The following is a 15667-nucleotide window of genomic DNA, read 5'->3' as shown; positions in this document are numbered from 1 at the left end:
TCCTTGATCACGTTAGAGAGCGCTCTCTGGCGCTGAACGTAGGAGCGGGCCGCAGGGGTGTCAAGAGGTGCGGCAAGCCCAGTCAAGTAGCGCCGTTTGCAGGGCAGTTGGGGTGTCTGGATGTTGGAGAGCGCTCTCTCAAGACCACTGTCCGAGATGGGTGATTCGTAGCCGTGGCCGGGGTTGTCGCCGTTGCCGTTGCCGTCGCTCTTCGCGGGGGCCGCTCAGGCGCGCAGCCGTGCCGCGCCCTCCCGTACCGCCGCCATCGCCTGCCGCTGGAGCCCCGGACCGAACGTGATCCGTGTCGCGCCGAGCCTGCCCAGCTCCGACAGCTCCGCCGCGCCGCCCGGCGCCGCCCCGACGTTGATGGGGCCCTCGACGCCCGCCCGCAGCGCCGGGATCGCCTCGCGCGGGGCGCCGATCGGGTACACGCAGTCCGCGCCGGCCGCCACGTACAGACCCGCGCGGGCGATCGCCTCCGCCGGGTCGCTCACGCCGCGGATGAACGTGTCGACGCGGGCGTTGACGAACAGCCGGTCCCCGGCCGCCGCCCGGACCTCGGCCAGCCAGTCGGCGTGCCGCCGCGGGTCCTTGAGCCGGCCGTCCGCGGAGTCCTCCAGATTGCAGCCCACGGCGCCCGTGTCGAGGAGCCGGGCGACCAGTTCGGCCGGGGCGAGCCCGTAGCCGTCCTCGATGTCGGCCGTGACGGGCACGGCCGTGTCACCGGTCGAGACGGCGCGGACGATTCGTGCCACCGCCGCGAACATCTCGTCCGCCGGGGTGGCGCCGTCCTCGTAACCGAGCGACGCGGCGACCCCCGCGCTCGGCGTGGCGAGCGCCGGGAACCCGGCCTCGACGTAGGCGCGGGCGCTGCCCGCGTCCCACGGCCCCGGCAGGACGAGCGGGTCTTCGGCGGCACGGCCGTGGTGCAGGGCGCGGAAGGTGGTCAGGAGCGTCATGGCTGATTCGTATCCCGGCTGAGGAGGCGGATGCGGTGGTGGTCCTGTGCGTGTCGCACCGGACGCGGCGGGAGCGGGGGGCGTGTCGGCGCGGGCTCAGTTGTTCCGCGCCACCGGCGTGTAGTGACCGGGGGCCATTCGCGAGGTCACCGCGAAGCGGTTCCAGGAGTTGATGACCGTGATCGCGGCGATCAGATAGGCGAGTTCGGTCTCCCCGAAGTGCGCCGCCGCCCGCTCGTACACCTCGTCCGGTACGAAACCGTCCGTCAGAACGGTGACCGCCTCCGTGAGTTCGATCGCCGCGATCTCCCTCGGCGAGTAGAAGTGGCGCGACTCCTGCCAGGCGCTGAGCTGGACGATCCGCTCCACCGACTCCCCGGCGGCCATCGCCTCCTTCGTGTGCATGTCCAGACAGAACGCGCAGTGGTTGATCTGCGAGGCGCGGATCTTCACCAGCTCGTACAGCACGGGGTCGATGCCCGCCCGGACCGCCTTCTCGAAGCCGTACATCGCCTTGGAGACGTCGGGCGCGAGCTTCGCCCACGCCAGGCGCGGCTCGTGTTCGGGGACGCGGTCGTGCTGGTGATCGCTCTCGTTCGTCGTCATGTATATGACGCTACGCGTCCGGTGGCGCAGCGGTATGGTCCATTTCCATGAGGGATTCATGGGCCAATGAGGCGAGCGCCGAGGAGCCGGACGGTGAGGGGCCGGACGGTGAGAGGCGGCGGGTCACCGCGGTCACGGTCGGCGCGGACCTCCATCTGGAGCTGCGTGGTCCCGGACTCCGTACGGGGCTGATGGACGCCCTGCGCGAAGCCGTCCGCACCGGGCGGCTGGCTCCCGGTACCCGGCTGCCCTCGTCCCGGACGCTCGCCGCCGATCTGGGCGTCGCGCGCAACACCGTCGCCGACGCGTACGCCGAACTCGTCGCCGAAGGGTGGCTGACCGCGCGGCAGGGATCGGGGACACGGGTCGCCCGGCGGGCCGTGCCGCTCACGCGGGCGCCGAGCGGCCCGCCGGCCCGGCCGAACCGCCGCCGCCCCGCGCACAATCTGCGGGCCGGCACCCCCGACCTCAGCTCCTTTCCGCGCGGTGAATGGCTCGCCTCGGCCCGCCGGGCCCTGGCGGTGGCGCCCCACGACGCGTTCGACTACGGCGACCAGCGCGGGCGCGTCGAACTGCGTACCGTCCTCGCCGACTATCTGGCCCGGACGCGGGGCGTGCACGCCGACCCCGAACGGGTCGTCCTCTGCTCCGGGTTCGTCCACGGACTGACGCTGATGGCCCAGGTGTTCGCGGCCCGCCGGGGGAGCGCGGGGGCCAGGGGTGGTACGAAGACGGCTGCCAAGGCACGGGCGGTGGCCGTCGAGTCGTACGGGCTCGACTTCCACCGCGACGTCCTCACCGCCGCCGGGCTGCGCACCCCCGCACTTCCGCTCGACGAACTGGGCACCCGGACCGAGGAGTTGGCATCCGGGAGAGATGAGCTGCGGGGTGTCGACGCGGTGCTGACGACCCCGGCGCACCAGTTCCCGACCGGTGCCGCGCTCCATCCCGACCGGCGCGCGGCGGTGGTGGACTGGGCACGCGGCGCGGGCGGGCTGATCCTGGAGGACGACTACGACGGCGAGTTCCGCTACGACCGCCAGCCCGTCGGCGCGCTCCAGGGCCTGGACCCGGAGCGGGTCGTGTACATGGGCACGGCGAGCAAGTCCCTGGCTCCGGGGCTGCGGCTGGCGTGGATGGTGCTGCCCAAGGCGCTGGTGGGGGAAGTGATCGCGGCGAAGGGCGACGTCTCGGCGGTGCCGAGCGCTTTGGACCAGCTCACGCTTGCCGAGTTCATCACCTCCGGCGCCTACGACCGTCATGTGCGGTCCATGCGGCTGCGCTACCGCCGGCGGCGCGACCAACTGGTGGAGGCGCTGGCCGAACACGCGCCGGAGTCACGGGTGACCGGTATCGCCGCCGGGCTGCACGCCGTGGTCGAACTCCCGCCCGGGAACGACGAACGCGCCGTGATCCAGGCGGCGGCCTGGCAGGGCCTCGCGCTCCAGGGCCTCTCCGCCTTCCGGCACCCGTCGGTCCCCCCGGGACGCGAAGCACTGGTCGTCGGCTACGGCGCCCCGACGGACAGCGCCTGGGCCGGGGCGCTGGACGCGCTCTGCCGCGTACTGCCCTAGAGCGTGTCCGCGAAGTCCCGCCTGGCCCGCGACGCCTGGCACGGCATGCACCGCACCAGCCGCCGCAGGCCCCGGCCCTACGGGCGGACGGCGCTACTTTGCGGACCCGGCCCGGGCCGGGGCCGACAGATCCCGCCGCCACCGCCCCGGCCGGGATCCGCCGGGGCGGAGGACCTCAGGCCCCGTCTGCCGGGGCGGCCGCCTCCAGTGCGTCGACGCTGCCCGACATGATCGTGCGCAGGTGCGCGGTGATGTGCTCGACGGGCCAGTCCCACCAGGCGATCGCCAGCAGCCGGTCGACGTCGGCGTCCTCGTAACGGCGGCGGATGACCTTGGCCGGATTGCCACCGACGATGCCGTAGTCCGGTACGTCGTCCACCACGACCGCGCCCGAGGCGATGACCGCTCCATGGCCGATCCGGACACCGGGCATGACCGTGCTGCGGTAGCCGAACCAGACGTCGTTGCCCACCACCGTGTCCCCCCGGCCGGGCAGCCCGGTGATCAGATCGAAGTGCTCGCTCCACGAACCGCCCATGATCGGGAAGGGGAACGTCGACGGGCCGTCCATCCGGTGATTGGCGCCGTTCATGATGAACCGCACCCCCTCACCCAGCGCGCAGTACTTCCCGATGACGAGCTTCTCCGGCCCGTAGTGGTAGAGCACGTTCCGCTTCTCGAACGCCGTCGGCTCGTCCGGGTCGTCGTAGTACGAGAAGTCCCCGACCTCGATCAGCTCGGAGGTGATCAGCGGTTTCAGCAGCACCACCCGAGGCTGGCCGGGCATCGGATGGATCACCGTGGGATCGGCGGGAAGGGCGGGGAGGTCGGACATGGTGAAGCGTTCTCCTCGACTGCTCGGCGAATTCACGCATCCCGAGCGGGCGATCGCGACGACAGCGATTAATCCCGGTCCGCGCCCCCGGCCGCCGTGCGTCTCACGGAGGCCACGTCCCGACAGCCCGCCGGGCCAAGGGAGCGGATCGTTCCAAAGACCGCAAATGGTGTCCAGTTGAGGAGAGTTGATGGACCGCCTGTCCGGCGTGGCGGCCGGGCATCTAATGTGTGCGGCGAACATGGGATCGACGGGTCGACGGATCGACCGGCAGACGGGGGAGGACGGGGCCATGGCCGCCGTAAAACAACGCAGGCTGCGGTCGAGCACGGTGGTGCTCGGCGGCATGGGAATACTCGCACTGACGATCACCTCCTGCGGTTCGGAACCGGACAAGCGCTGTGCCGACCGGAACACCTATGAGGAACTGTCCAAATCCGACTGCGACAGCAACGGCACGGGCTCGTACTACTACGGCGGCAAGAGCAGCAACGGCCGTGTCCACGACGGAAGTTTCGACAAGTCGGCGGTCGACCGCGGCGGCTTCGGCTGCTCGTCCACCGGCGGCGGCTGAGCCGGCGCAGGCGCACGATGATGCAACGACGGACCATCGAGCCGCGCCCCGGCTGGCAGCGGACGGTCGAGGAGCAGGGGCTCGTCTATCCGCTCACCCGCTACCCGGACGATTCCCTGCGTCCGTACTGGGACGAGAGCGCCTACTACGTCTTCTCCCTTCCCGAGGTCGAGGCCCTCGAAGTCGTCGTCGAGGAACTGCACGCCATGTGCCTCGCCGCGGCCGAGCACATCGTGAAGAACGACCGCTTCGCCGATCTCGGCATCACCGACAGCCAGCTCGCCGCGCTGATAGCCGAGTCCTGGCACCGCCGGGACGAACTGCCGTCCATCTACGGCCGGTTCGACCTGCGCTACGACGGAACCGGCCCGGCCAAGATGCTGGAGTACAACGCCGACACCCCCACATCCCTGGTCGAGGCCGCCAGCCCGCAGTGGTTCTGGATGGAGGAGCGCTTCCCCGGCGCCGACCAGTGGAACTCCCTGCACGAACGGCTCATCGACGCCTGGCGCCACCAGGCGCACCTCCTTCCCCCGGGCCCCCTGCACTTCGCCCACTCCGACGGTGACGAGCTGGGCGAGGACCTGATGACCGTCGCGTATCTGCGCGAGACGGCCCAGCAGGCGGGTCTCGAAACCGAGGCCCTGTCCGTCGAACAGATCGGCTGGGACAAGCTGACCGGCCGCTTCGTCGACGACCGGCTGCGCTTCATCCGCAGCTGCTTCAAGCTGTATCCGTGGGAGTGGCTGACCACGGACCGCTTCGGCCCCCAGGTGCTCGACACCCTCGACAACGGTGGGGGCACCGGCAGCACCTGCTGGATAGAGCCCGCCTGGAAGATGCTGCTCTCCAACAAGGCGCTGCTGGCGATCCTCTGGGAGCTGCACCCGGACCACCCGAATCTGCTGCCCGCCTATCTCGACGGGCCGCGTGAACTCGCCCTCGACGGGGGCTATGTCTCCAAGCCCCTGCTCGGCCGCGAGGGCGCCGGAGTCACCGTCCACGAGCCCGGCCACGCCCCGGTCCTGCGCCAAGAGTCCTGCTGCTACCAGGCGTTGGCGCCGCTGCCCGACTTCGACGGCAACCGGGTCGTACTCGGCGCCTGGGTCGTGGAGAACGAGGCGGCCGGCCTCGGCATCCGGGAATCGTCGGGCCTGATCACGGACGAGTACGCCCGCTTCCTCCCGCACGTCATCCTGTAGCCGGGACCGGCGGCCGGCCCCCGCCGGCCACCGCCCCGAGCCCGGCCTCTGTGGACAGAGGCACCTACTGGCGGGCCAGAACCGCCCGGAGCTGCTCCAGACCCCAGTCCAGGTCCTCCTTGCTGATCACCAGCGGCGGGGCGATCCGGATCGTCGACCCATGGGTGTCCTTCACCAGCACACCCCGGCCCATCAGCTTCTCCGAGATCTCCCGGCCCGTGCCGTACGACGGAGAGATGTCCACCCCCGCCCAGAGCCCCCGGCCGCGCACCGCCTCCACCGCGCCGCCGGTCGCCATCAGCCCCAGCTCATGGTGGAGATGATCACCCAGCTCCGCCGCCCGCTGCTGGTACTCGCCCGTACGCAGCATCGCGATCACCTCAAGGGCCACCGCACACGCCAGCGGATTCCCGCCGAACGTCGAACCGTGCTCCCCGGGCCGGAACACCCCGAGGATCTCGCTCGACGACACCACGGCCGACACCGGCACCACGCCGCCACCGAGCGCCTTGCCCAGCACATACATGTCGGGCACCACGCCTTCGTGCTCACTGGCGAAGGTCTTACCGGTCCGGCCGAGGCCCGACTGGATCTCGTCCGCGATGAACAGCACGTTCCGCGACCGGGTCAGCTCACGTACGCCCGCGAGGTAGCCCGGCGGCGGCACCAGCACCCCCGCCTCACCCTGGATGGGCTCCAGCAGGACAGCGACGGTGTTGTCCGTCATCGCGGCGTCGAGCGCGGCGAGATCCCCGTACGGAACGATCTCGAAGCCCGGTGTGTAGGGCCCGTAGTCCGCACGGGCCTCCTGGTCGGTGGAGAAGCTGATGATCGTGGTCGTACGGCCGTGGAAGTTGTCCGCCGCGACGATGATCTTGGCGGTGCCGTCCGGCACCCCCTTCGTCCGATAGCCCCACTTGCGGGCCGTCTTGACGGCGGTCTCCACCGCCTCCGCCCCCGTGTTCATCGGCAGCACCATCTCCATGCCGCACAACTCGGCGAGCTGGGTGCAGAATTCGGCGAACCGGTCGTGGTGGAACGCCCGTGAGGTGAGCGTCACCCGCTCCAACTGGGCCTTGGCGGCGTCGATGAGACGCCGATTGCCATGGCCGAAGTTGAGTGCCGAGTAGCCGGCGAGCATGTCGAGGAAGCGCCGTCCCTCGACGTCGGTCATCCACGCACCGTCCGCCGAGGCGACGACGATGGGCAGCGGGTGGTAGTTGTGCGCGCTGTGCGCCTCCGCAGAGGCGATGGCACTCTCCGTTGTCGCCACGGGTTCTCCGTTCGGTCGAGCCGAGCCATCCGGTCAGGACGCGGTAGCGCCCCTGTTTCTATCGTCACTCGCCAGTGTGGACGAAGAAACCTTGCCCCCGGCGTGCCCTGGGAGACAACCCCGCAGGCGGGTCGGGTTGGATCACACGTCGAGCAGTTGCCCGCGGGGACCCGCCTGCGGCCTCCCCCCGCCCCGTCGACGGGGCGGTCGGGGCAGTCGTCCCGCGAGCGGGCGCAGCACCAGGCCGAGCACCACCCCGGCCCCCAGCGCCGGTATCGCCCACCACCAGCCGTCCGCGCCGCCGTCCGTCCTCCCGGCCGTCTCCTCCCTCTCCTCCGCCTCGTCCGTCCCCCCTGCGGGCGGCACCGCCGGGCCGGCCCCCTGTGCGGTCTTCTCACCCATGACGCCGATCTTCATCAACAGCGCCCGCAGCGCGGCCGGCTGCTCCGCCTGGTGCCAGACGCCGGTCTCCTGCCCCCGCATGTCCGTCGTCGTATGAATCCAGATCTCCGAGGTGTCCGCGCCCGGATACACCCGGTCCAGCCGCCAGGGCTGCACATCGTGGACCATCCACGTCACATTGATCTGCCGGGAGCCCATCGCCGAGTCCAGGGACCCCGGCCGCTTCTTCCGGCCCTCCGGCAGTACCCCCATCCCCTCACCGCCGAGCTGCTTCGACAGCGCCTCGTACTCCGCGTCGCTGTTGTAGAGCGCCGCCGTCTCCGCGCTCTCCGGGGAGGTGATCAGCACGCTTGTGGGGCCACCGGCCACCGCGCTCGGGGCGAACCCCCAGGTCAGCGCCGTGACCGCGATGAGAGCCGCGAGCCGTCGGACCGTGCCCGTACGTCGAAGTCGCATGATTCCCCCTGCCGACGCCGGGCCCGGACCGTCCGGACCGCCTTCGCGTCACTTCCTGTACACCGCCCGAACCGGATCGGTTCCCGATCCCCCTCACCGTCCTCACTCAGCGCACCGACAGCGCGACGGCCGTCGCGCGCTCCAGCGACTCCACGCCCTCCAGCCGCAGCGTCAGCCGTTCGTCGCCGCTCCCGCTCGCGCCGCCGTCCTCCCACAGCAACGTGGGACCCGCCGTCCGCGCCGACCGCGTCCAGCCCTCGCCCCCGCTGTCGATCAACCGGAATCGCAGCAGATGAGGATCGGCGAACCACAGACCCGTCGACTCGTTCGACTCCCCGGCGTGCAGGACCAGCCACTCGGGCATGTGCCGGACCTGCTTGGAGAACCCCAGGTCAAGACCGGCCCGGAACTCCTCCAGCCGTATCGTCCGGCCGCCGGAGTCCGTCCAGCACAGACTCACCACCGGACGACCCGCCGGCACCCCGTCCACCGACACCTGGTCGGGGCTTCCGAGCTCCGCCGGGATCCGTGGTGCGAATCCCGCCCGCCGCTCCACCTCCCCGATCGGTATCGGATCGCCGCAGCCCGGCACCGGCGCGCCCGGGCCGGGCGTCGCCTCCGGGTCGTACCGCACCTGGACCCCGCCGAAGTCGAACCAGTCGGCCACCGCGGCCCGCACCGGCGGCGTCAGCACCAGGACGACCAGCAGCCCGGAGAGCCCGGCCGCCAGCGCGCGCCGCCTGCCGCGCACCAGCCCACGCAGCCGGGCAAGGCGAGCCGCCCGGCCGGAGACCCGCGCCGCGGCCGGCTCGGCGGCCGGCGCCGGCGCCGGTACGGGTGACGCGTCGGCGAGGAGCTGGGCCAGGACACGCTCGGCCATCGTCTCGCCGTCGACATCCGGCACCCGCATACCGCGCCCCAGCGCCCGCAGCTCCTCGGCGAGATCCTCACGCTCGCCGTCATCCATGTCCGTCACCTCCCGCCTCCTCCGCCCTCGGCTCCCACTCGGACCCGGGCGCCAGCAGCCCGCCCATCAGCTTCAGCGCGCGACTCAGCCGGGACTTCACCGTCCCCCGCGGCCAGCCCAGCGCCTCCGCCGTCTCCGCCTCGTTCATCTCCAGCAGATAGCGGCACGCCACCACATCGCGGTGGTCGTCGCTCAGCTCGTCGAGCGCCGCCCACAGCTCGGCACTCCGCTCCTCCTCCATCGCGGCCACCGCGGGATCGGCCGATTCCGGTATCAGCGGTTCACCCCGCGACAGCGCCGCCTCCCGCCCCGCCACGGCCCGCAGCCGGACCGCCGACCGCACGGTGTTCCGCGTCTCGTTGGCCACGATCCGTATCAGCCAGGGGCGGAACGACGCGCCGTCCTTGAAGCTCCCCAGGGACAGATACGCCTTGATGAACGCCGACTGCACCACGTCCTCCGCGTCCGCCCCCGCGCCGCACGCCACCGCCACCCGCAGCGCCGTCCCCGTATGGGCGCGCACCAGCTCCGCGTACGCCTCCCGCTCCCCGGAACGCACACGCGCGATGACTGTCGACTCGTCCGCAACCGTCAGGATGCGGCCCCCCTCCAGGGTCCCCTCCCGTGTCCTCACTCTTTTGATACACCGCTCGTCGCGGATCGGTTCCCAGCCTGTCCCGACCTGGCGGCCCCACCTGAGACAATGTCCACCATGGCCACTCGTCCTCGCGCGCTCTCCGGTATCCAGCCCACCGCAGGCTCGTTCCATCTCGGGAACTACCTCGGTGCGATCCGGCAGTATGTGGCGCTGCAAGAAACCCACGACGCGTTCTACATGGTCGTGGACCTGCACGCGATCACCATGCCGCAGGAGCCCGCCGACCTGCGCGCCAACACCAGGCTCGCGGCGGCGCAGCTCCTCGCCGCCGGTCTCGACCCGCAGCGCTGCACGCTGTTCATCCAGAGTCATGTACCCGAACACGCCCAGCTCGGCTGGGTGATGAACTGTCTGACGGGCTTCGGCGAGGCCTCCCGCATGACGCAGTTCAAGGACAAGTCCGCCCGACAGGGCGCCGACCGCGCCACGGTCGGACTCTTCACGTATCCGATCCTCCAGGTCGCCGACATCCTGCTCTACCAGGCGGACTCCGTCCCCGTCGGCGAGGACCAGCGCCAGCACGTCGAGCTGACACGTGACCTCGCCGAGCGGTTCAACACCCGCTTCGGGACCACGTTCACCATCCCGAAGCCGCACATCGTCAAGGAGGTCGCGAAGATCTACGACCTCCAGGACCCGTCGATCAAGATGAGCAAATCGGCGTCCACGCCCAAGGGCCTGGTCAATCTGCTGGACGACCCCAAGGTCACGGCGAAGAAGATCAAGAGCGCCGTCACCGACACGGGCACCGAGATCCGCTTCGACGCCGCGGACAAGCCGGGCATCAGCAACCTCCTCACGATCTACTCGACCCTCACGGGCGCGAGCATCGGGGATCTGGAGAAGAAGTACGAGGGCAAGGGCTACGGCGCGCTGAAGGTGGACCTGGCCGATGCCATGGTCGACTTCGTCACACCCTTCCGCAGCCGCACCCAGGAATATCTGGACGATCCGGAGACGCTGGACTCGATCCTGGCCGAAGGCGCGGAGAAGGCCCGCACGGTCGCCGCGGAGACGCTTGCCCAGGCGTACGAACGGATCGGCTTCCTGCCCGCGAAGCACTGACCGGCACGGGGCGGGCGCGCCGGCCGGGCCGCCCGCCGTCGCCGCCATACCGCATGCGCGCCGTCCGCGTACTGCTGACCAAGGACCCTGGCCAGAAGAACGGTGTGAGCGCCACACTGGCGCAGGGACGGAAATCGCACGAAGCACCACCGTCGCACCGCGGCAACTGTCGCACCGCACCACCGGCACACCGCACCACCGGCACACACACGGACTGAGGAGAACGACGTGGGGACCGTAACGCTCGGCGTTTCGATCGCGGTCCCGGAGCCGTACGGCAGCCTGCTCCAGGACCGCCGCGCGGGCTTCGGCGACCCAGCCGCGCACGGCATTCCCACGCACGTCACCCTCCTGCCGCCGACCGAGGTCGACGCCTCGGCGCTGCCGACCATCGAGGCCCACCTCGCCTCGGTCGCCACGGCGGGCCGTCCCTTCCCGATGAGGCTCTACGGCACGGGCACCTTCCGCCCCCTGTCACCGGTGGTCTTCGTCCAGGTCGTCGAGGGCGGCTCGGCGTGCACCTGGCTCCAGAAGCGGGTCCGGGAGGCGTCCGGGCCGCTGGTGCGCGAACTCCAGTTCCCGTACCACCCCCACGTGACCGTGGCGCACGCCATCTCCGAGGAGGCGATGGACCGGGCGTACGAGGAGCTGGCCGACTACACGGCCCGCTGGAGCTGTACGTCCTTCGGGCTGTACGAGCAGGGCCCGGACGGTGTGTGGCGGATGCTCCACGAGTACGTCTTCGGCGGCGGTACGGAGACGACGGGAGTGCCCTCCCAGAGCACCCCCGTCGACCTGCCCGCCACCTCTTCGCTGCGTCAGTAGCGCCACGGAGGGCCGCATCGGCGCCCGGACCGCCGGCCGTACGGACTCAGATCGGCAGCCGCCGGAACAGCGCCCTCGGCAGATGCCGCAGCACCGACATCGCCACCCGCAGCGCCCCCGGCACCCACACCGTCTCCGAGCGGCGCCGCAGCCCCAGCTCCACGGCCGTCGCCACCGCCTCCGGCGTGGTCGCCAGCGGGGTCTCCTCCAGCCCGGCGGTGCGCCTCGTCCGGACGAAGCCGGGCCGCACGACCATCACATGCACCCCCGTGCCGTGCATCGCGTCGCCGAGCCCCTGCGCGAACGCGTCCAGGCCCGCCTTGCTCGACCCGTAGATGAAATTGGCGCGCCGCGCCCGCTCACCGGCCACCGACGACAGCACCACCAGCGAACCGTGCCCCTGCGTCTGCATCGCCGCCGCGCACACCAGACCGGCCGAGACCGCGCCGGTGTAGTTCGTCTGCGCGACCCTGACGGCCGCCGCCGGATCCGCCTCGTCGTGCGCCTGGTCGCCGAGGACGCCGAAGGCGAGCAGGGTCATGTCGATGTCGCCTTCCGCGAAGACCTTGCCGAGCACCTCCGCGTGCGAGCCCGGGTCGAGCGCGTCGAAATCGACGGTGCGGACGTCCGCGCCCTGGGTACGAAGAGCCTCGGCCGCGGTGTCGAGCGCGGGCGACGCGCGGCCGGCCAGCCAGACCGTGCGGGTACGGCGCGCGATGAGCCGGCGCGCCGTGGCCAGCGCGATCTCGGACGTTCCACCGAGGACGAGCAGGGACTGCGGGATGCCGAAGGCGTCCTTCATGGTGCGGTGCTCCTTGCGGTGAGGGTGCGGGATGAGCCCCGTGGGGCCGGGGTGAGGGGCCCCGGGCGTCAGATCGACAGACGGCGGGAGAGATCGGAGACGAAGACCGCGCGCGGGTCCAACTCGGTCCGCAGCGAAGGGAACTCGCGGCCCCAGCCGCTGACGGAGACGATGTCGTCGGTGACAGGCTCGGCGATCTCGGCAGACATGATCGAGACGGTATCGCCCTAAACGTAATTCTTTGCGTTATAAGCCGTATTTGCTGCCGTACTCGTATGAATGGGTGGTTGGGTAAGCGGTGTCGAGCGCTGACGTGGGAATCGGCATCCGGGGTACCCGACCGTTGGTTCTCCGATCCGAGGGCAGGTCTCCGTCATGGACTGGCTGAAAAAACTCCCCGTCGTCGGGCCGCTCGTGGCCCGGCTGATGCTGACGCACGCCTGGCGCTCCTACGAGACGCTCGACCGGACGCACTGGTCCCGGCTCGCGGCGGCGATCACCTTCATCAGCTTCCTGGCGCTCTTCCCGCTGATCACCGTGAGCGCGGCGATCGGGGCCGCGCTCCTCAGCAAGGACCAGCTCGACAAGCTCCAGGACAAGCTCAAGGACCAGGTGCCCGGCATCTCCGACCAGCTCGACCTCAACTCGCTGGTCGCCAACGCGGCCACGGTCGGTCTGGTGGCGGGCGCGCTGCTGCTGTTCACCGGCATCGGCTGGGTCGGCTCGATGCGCGAGTGCCTGCGCGCCGTGTGGGAGCTGGACGACGTGGACGAGGGCAACCCCTTCGTACTCAAGGCCAAGGACGCGGTCATCCTCGTCGGCCTCGGCGTCACCGCGCTCGCCTCGATCGGCGCGTCGGCCCTCGGTTCCACGGCCGTCGGCTGGAGCGCGGACCGGATCGGCATCGCGGAGGGCGGCGTGGGCGGTGTGCTGCTCCAGATCGCGGCGATCGTCGTGGCGGCCGTCGCGGGCTTCCTCATCCTGCTGTACGTACTGACGCTGCTGCCCGGCGTGCATCCGCCACGGCGCCGGCTGATCGTCGCCGCCGTGATCGGCGCCGTCGGCTTCGAACTGCTGAAGCTGCTGCTCGGCGGCTATGTGCGCGACGTGGCGGGCAAGAGCCTGTATGGCGCGTTCGGGGTGCCCGTCGCGCTGCTGCTGTGGATCAACTTCACGGCGAAGCTGATGCTGTTCTGCGCCGCCTGGACGGCCACGCCCAGCAAGGACGAGCCGTCCGAGGGGGAGCGGAAGACGGCCGGGACGGACGACGACGCGACGGACTCGGCGGCGGTCGCCCCGGGCGCGACACGCTTCAGCGGCCCGGCAGGCGCTTGACCAGGTCCGGCAGGGGCCAGCGGCGGTTCACCAGGAACACGGCCGCCGCCAGCAGCAGCAGCGCGCCGCCCGTGATGGCCACCGCGATCCCCATGCCGCTCGACCCCGACGACGCGGCGGCCTTGTCGCCGAGACCGGCCTGGTCCGTCCCGCCGTCGCCGCCCGCCTCGCCCGATTCCTTGTCCCCGACGGCTTCCTTGCCGGTGCCGTCGCCGGCCGATCCGGGCTTCACCAGCTCGCCGATCGGCTTGACCTTTCCGGCGGCGGTGAAGCCCCAGTCCATCAGCCGGGCCGTCTCCTGGTAGACCGCCAGGCTCTCCTCACCGGAGGGGTTCATGACCGTGACGAGGAGGACCTTGCCGTCGCGCTCGGCGACACCGGTGAAGGTCGAGCCCGCGTTGGTGGTGTTGCCGTTCTTGACGCCGGCGATGCCCTTGTACGGGTCCAGGCCCGCGTCACCGGTCAGCAGCCGGTTGGTGTTCTGGATCTCGAAGGTCTCGCGCTTCGGGGCCTTCTTGCCCTTCTTCGCCTTCTTCTCCTCGCCAGGGAACTGGACCCTGACGGTCGACGAGTACTCCCGGAAGTCCTTCTTCTGGAGCCCGGAGCGGGCGATCAGGGTGAGGTCGTACGCACTGGAGACCTGCCCCTTCTCGTCGTAACCGTCCGGCGAGACGACGTGCGTGTCGAGCGCCCTCAGCTCCTGCGCGTGCTTGTTCATGTCGGCGACCGTCTTGCGGATGCCGCCGTTCATCTCGGACAGCACGTGCACGGCGTCGTTGCCCGAGCGCAGGAACACGCCCATCCACAGGTCGTGGACGGTGTACGTGCTCTCCTCCTTCACCCCGACGAGGCTGCTGCCCTCACCGACGCCGGCCAGATCCGCGGTCGTCACCTTGTGGGACCGGTCCTTCGGCAGCGCGGGCAGGACCGTGTCGGCGAAGAGCATCTTCAGCGTCGACGCGGGCGGCAGCCGCCAGTGCGCGTTGTGCGAGGCCAGGACGTCACCGCTCTCGGCGTCCGCGACGATCCAGGACCTGCCGGTCAGCTTCTTCGGCAGGACCGGCACACCGGGGGCGAGATTCACCTGGGTGCCGGGTTTGCCGAGCAGGGTGCCGCCGACCGTCGACATCGCCGCCGGCGGCTTCGGCTGCTTGTCCTGGGCCTTGTCCGCGTCCGCGTCGTCCGCACGGACGGGCGCGGCGGTCAGAACGGGCAGCAACGCGGCGGCGAGGACCGTCAACACGGTCTTTTTCAATGCGGACACGGTCGAGAACGTACATGGCCTGACGGTTGATCCGAACACCGGCGGCCGGACCCGCCGCTTCCACCGCTGGGACAGAGCACTTTCCGGCCATCGGCCCTCGTCGGGCAGCCCCCGGCGAAGCGGTGGGGCGGGCTCCGGCGATACTGGATCCATGAAGCTCAGCCGCCCCGTGTCCTGGTTCCTGCTCGCCTTCGGGGTGTGGAGCTGGTTCATCTGGATCACTTTCGTCAAGAATTTGTGGCAGGACGGCAGCGGACTCGCGTTCGACGACGCCGGTGACCCCACGGGCTACTTCTGGGTGCATCTGCTGCTCGCGATTACGTCCTTCCTTCTGGGGACGGGAGTTGGGGCGGTGGGGTTCCGAGGAGTCCGCGCCTGGCGCCACGAGTCGCTCCGGGAATCCCGTCACGAGCCGAGGAACGAACCCGGCGACGAGCACGTAGTACAGAGACAGCGACAGGGATAAAAAGGGGACCGGCTTGTGATCGTCGTGTTTGTTCTGATGGCGCTCGTCGCCGTCGCGCTGATGGCGGGCGCGCATTACTACATATGGCGGCGCCTGGTCCGCGACACGACAGCGGCGGGCGGCACGGCCCGCAGGGCGGGCACCGTCGTGATGATCCTGCTGCCGGTCCTGACCGTCGCGGGCGTGGGGGTCGGCCGGGCCGAGACCCCGTTCGTACTGAAGCAGATCCTCGGCTGGCCCGCGTACATGTGGCTGGCGACACTGCTGTATCTGCTGCTGGCACTGCTGGTGGGCGAAGCCGTACGGCCGCTGCTGCGCCGGGTGCTCGACCGCCGGGCGGCGTCCCGCGAGACCCCCGAGACCGCGCCCGTCGAGGAGCCGGCGGCCGTCGGCGCCCCGGCGCC

Annotated in this window: 17 protein-coding genes and 1 pseudogene; 8 read left to right on the top strand and 10 right to left on the bottom strand. The window is 70.8% G+C overall.

The window, feature by feature from the left end; translation table 11 throughout:
• Nucleotides 1-224 precede the first annotated feature (224 nt).
• Nucleotides 225-959: an isocitrate lyase/phosphoenolpyruvate mutase family protein gene (locus GXP76_RS26040; RefSeq protein ID WP_242574033.1), complete on the bottom strand. Its 735-nt coding sequence runs from the start codon at nt 957-959 to the stop codon at nt 225-227.
• 96 nt (nt 960-1055) lie between these two features.
• Complete coding sequence (locus tag GXP76_RS26035; protein ID WP_242574032.1) at nt 1056-1565, bottom strand: carboxymuconolactone decarboxylase family protein; 510 nt, start codon at nt 1563-1565, stop codon at nt 1056-1058.
• A 191-nt stretch (nt 1566-1756) separates the two neighbouring features.
• Between GXP76_RS26035 and GXP76_RS26030 the strand changes: the two genes are divergently transcribed.
• Complete coding sequence (locus GXP76_RS26030; protein ID WP_242574036.1) at nt 1757-3139, top strand: PLP-dependent aminotransferase family protein; 1383 nt, start codon at nt 1757-1759, stop codon at nt 3137-3139.
• 175 nt (nt 3140-3314) lie between these two features.
• Here GXP76_RS26030 and GXP76_RS26025 read toward each other — a convergent pair whose 3' ends face one another.
• Entirely contained in the window at nt 3315-3974 is a 660-nt protein-coding gene (locus tag GXP76_RS26025; protein WP_242574031.1) for a CatB-related O-acetyltransferase, read from the bottom strand.
• A 292-nt stretch (nt 3975-4266) separates the two neighbouring features.
• Between GXP76_RS26025 and GXP76_RS26020 the strand changes: the two genes are divergently transcribed.
• Entirely contained in the window at nt 4267-4548 is a 282-nt protein-coding gene (locus GXP76_RS26020) for a hypothetical protein (RefSeq protein WP_242574030.1), read from the top strand.
• A 20-nt stretch (nt 4549-4568) separates the two neighbouring features.
• Entirely contained in the window at nt 4569-5750 is a 1182-nt protein-coding gene (locus tag GXP76_RS26015; protein WP_242574035.1) for a glutathionylspermidine synthase family protein, read from the top strand.
• Nucleotides 5751-5814: 64 nt separating this feature from the next.
• Here GXP76_RS26015 and rocD read toward each other — a convergent pair whose 3' ends face one another.
• The 4 genes from rocD to GXP76_RS25995 all read right to left on the bottom strand — a co-directional run bounded on the left by rocD (nt 5815) and on the right by GXP76_RS25995 (nt 9482).
• On the bottom strand, nt 5815-7023 hold the full coding sequence (rocD, locus tag GXP76_RS26010; protein ID WP_242574029.1) for an ornithine--oxo-acid transaminase: 1209 nt from the start codon (nt 7021-7023) through the stop codon (nt 5815-5817).
• A gap of 141 nt (nt 7024-7164) precedes the next feature.
• Entirely contained in the window at nt 7165-7881 is a 717-nt protein-coding gene (locus GXP76_RS26005) for a hypothetical protein (protein ID WP_242574028.1), read from the bottom strand.
• A 106-nt stretch (nt 7882-7987) separates the two neighbouring features.
• Nucleotides 7988-8848 (bottom strand): hypothetical protein, encoded by an 861-nt coding sequence (locus GXP76_RS26000; RefSeq protein ID WP_242574034.1) that lies wholly within the window; start codon nt 8846-8848, stop codon nt 7988-7990.
• On the bottom strand, nt 8841-9482 hold the full coding sequence (locus GXP76_RS25995) for an RNA polymerase sigma factor (protein ID WP_242574027.1): 642 nt from the start codon (nt 9480-9482) through the stop codon (nt 8841-8843). The genes GXP76_RS26000 and GXP76_RS25995 overlap by 8 nt, the downstream gene beginning before the upstream one ends.
• Before the next feature lie 69 nt (nt 9483-9551).
• On the opposite strand from GXP76_RS25995, the gene trpS reads away from it, so the two are divergent.
• Both trpS and GXP76_RS25985 read left to right on the top strand, forming a co-directional pair.
• Nucleotides 9552-10571, top strand: a complete 1020-nt coding sequence (gene trpS, locus GXP76_RS25990) for a tryptophan--tRNA ligase (protein WP_374362575.1) — start codon at nt 9552-9554, stop codon at nt 10569-10571.
• A gap of 228 nt (nt 10572-10799) precedes the next feature.
• The gene (locus tag GXP76_RS25985; RefSeq protein ID WP_242574025.1) at nt 10800-11396 is read left to right on the top strand and encodes a 2'-5' RNA ligase family protein; all 597 of its coding nucleotides are present in this window, start codon (nt 10800-10802) and stop codon (nt 11394-11396) included.
• Between the two features lie 46 nt (nt 11397-11442).
• Here GXP76_RS25985 and GXP76_RS25980 read toward each other — a convergent pair whose 3' ends face one another.
• Nucleotides 11443-12198, bottom strand: a complete 756-nt coding sequence (locus GXP76_RS25980; protein ID WP_242574024.1) for a decaprenylphospho-beta-D-erythro-pentofuranosid-2-ulose 2-reductase — start codon at nt 12196-12198, stop codon at nt 11443-11445.
• A 68-nt stretch (nt 12199-12266) separates the two neighbouring features.
• A complete protein-coding gene (locus GXP76_RS25975; RefSeq protein ID WP_242574023.1) occupies nt 12267-12407 on the bottom strand; it encodes a hypothetical protein in 141 nt (46 codons plus the stop codon).
• A gap of 166 nt (nt 12408-12573) precedes the next feature.
• Between GXP76_RS25975 and GXP76_RS25970 the strand changes: the two genes are divergently transcribed.
• Nucleotides 12574-13533 carry a YihY/virulence factor BrkB family protein gene (locus tag GXP76_RS25970; RefSeq protein WP_242574022.1) on the top strand — a complete coding sequence of 320 codons (960 nt, stop codon included), beginning with the start codon at nt 12574-12576 and terminating at the stop codon, nt 13531-13533.
• On the opposite strand, the gene GXP76_RS25965 is transcribed toward GXP76_RS25970, so the two are convergent.
• The gene (locus GXP76_RS25965) at nt 13511-14797 is read right to left on the bottom strand and encodes a D-alanyl-D-alanine carboxypeptidase family protein (RefSeq protein WP_374362569.1); all 1287 of its coding nucleotides are present in this window, start codon (nt 14795-14797) and stop codon (nt 13511-13513) included. The two genes, GXP76_RS25970 and GXP76_RS25965, sit on opposite strands and share 23 nt — an antisense overlap.
• A gap of 151 nt (nt 14798-14948) precedes the next feature.
• On the opposite strand from GXP76_RS25965, the gene GXP76_RS25960 reads away from it, so the two are divergent.
• Nucleotides 14949-15263 (top strand): SCO4848 family membrane protein, encoded by a 315-nt coding sequence (locus tag GXP76_RS25960; protein ID WP_242574020.1) that lies wholly within the window; start codon nt 14949-14951, stop codon nt 15261-15263.
• A 15-nt stretch (nt 15264-15278) separates the two neighbouring features.
• A pseudogene (locus tag GXP76_RS25955) lies at nt 15279-15667 on the top strand (metallophosphoesterase); the annotation flags it as partial.

This window comes from Streptomyces sp. NP-1717, assembly GCF_022695985.1.
Lineage (GTDB): Bacteria > Actinomycetota > Actinomycetes > Streptomycetales > Streptomycetaceae > Streptomyces.
The sequence above is the reverse complement of the archived record's forward strand: the minus strand, read 5'-3'. Positions and strand labels throughout refer to the sequence as shown.

Bases quoted from the DNA above. Each gene is read 5' to 3' on its own strand.
- GXP76_RS26040 (WP_242574033.1), bottom strand. From the start codon at position 959: ATGACGCTCCTGACCACCTTCCGCGCCCTGCACCACGGCCGTGCCGCC.
- GXP76_RS26035 (WP_242574032.1), bottom strand. From the start codon at position 1,565: ATGACGACGAACGAGAGCGATCACCAGCACGACCGCGTCCCCGAACAC.
- GXP76_RS26030 (WP_242574036.1), top strand. From the start codon at position 1,757: ATGGACGCCCTGCGCGAAGCCGTCCGCACCGGGCGGCTGGCTCCCGGT.
- GXP76_RS26025 (WP_242574031.1), bottom strand. From the start codon at position 3,974: ATGTCCGACCTCCCCGCCCTTCCCGCCGATCCCACGGTGATCCATCCG.
- GXP76_RS26020 (WP_242574030.1), top strand. From the start codon at position 4,267: ATGGCCGCCGTAAAACAACGCAGGCTGCGGTCGAGCACGGTGGTGCTC.
- GXP76_RS26015 (WP_242574035.1), top strand. From the start codon at position 4,569: ATGCAACGACGGACCATCGAGCCGCGCCCCGGCTGGCAGCGGACGGTC.
- GXP76_RS26005 (WP_242574028.1), bottom strand. From the start codon at position 7,881: ATGCGACTTCGACGTACGGGCACGGTCCGACGGCTCGCGGCTCTCATC.
- GXP76_RS26000 (WP_242574034.1), bottom strand. From the start codon at position 8,848: ATGGATGACGGCGAGCGTGAGGATCTCGCCGAGGAGCTGCGGGCGCTG.
- trpS (WP_374362575.1), top strand. From the start codon at position 9,552: ATGTCCACCATGGCCACTCGTCCTCGCGCGCTCTCCGGTATCCAGCCC.
- GXP76_RS25980 (WP_242574024.1), bottom strand. From the start codon at position 12,198: ATGAAGGACGCCTTCGGCATCCCGCAGTCCCTGCTCGTCCTCGGTGGA.
- GXP76_RS25975 (WP_242574023.1), bottom strand. From the start codon at position 12,407: ATGTCTGCCGAGATCGCCGAGCCTGTCACCGACGACATCGTCTCCGTC.
- GXP76_RS25970 (WP_242574022.1), top strand. From the start codon at position 12,574: ATGGACTGGCTGAAAAAACTCCCCGTCGTCGGGCCGCTCGTGGCCCGG.
- GXP76_RS25960 (WP_242574020.1), top strand. From the start codon at position 14,949: ATGAAGCTCAGCCGCCCCGTGTCCTGGTTCCTGCTCGCCTTCGGGGTG.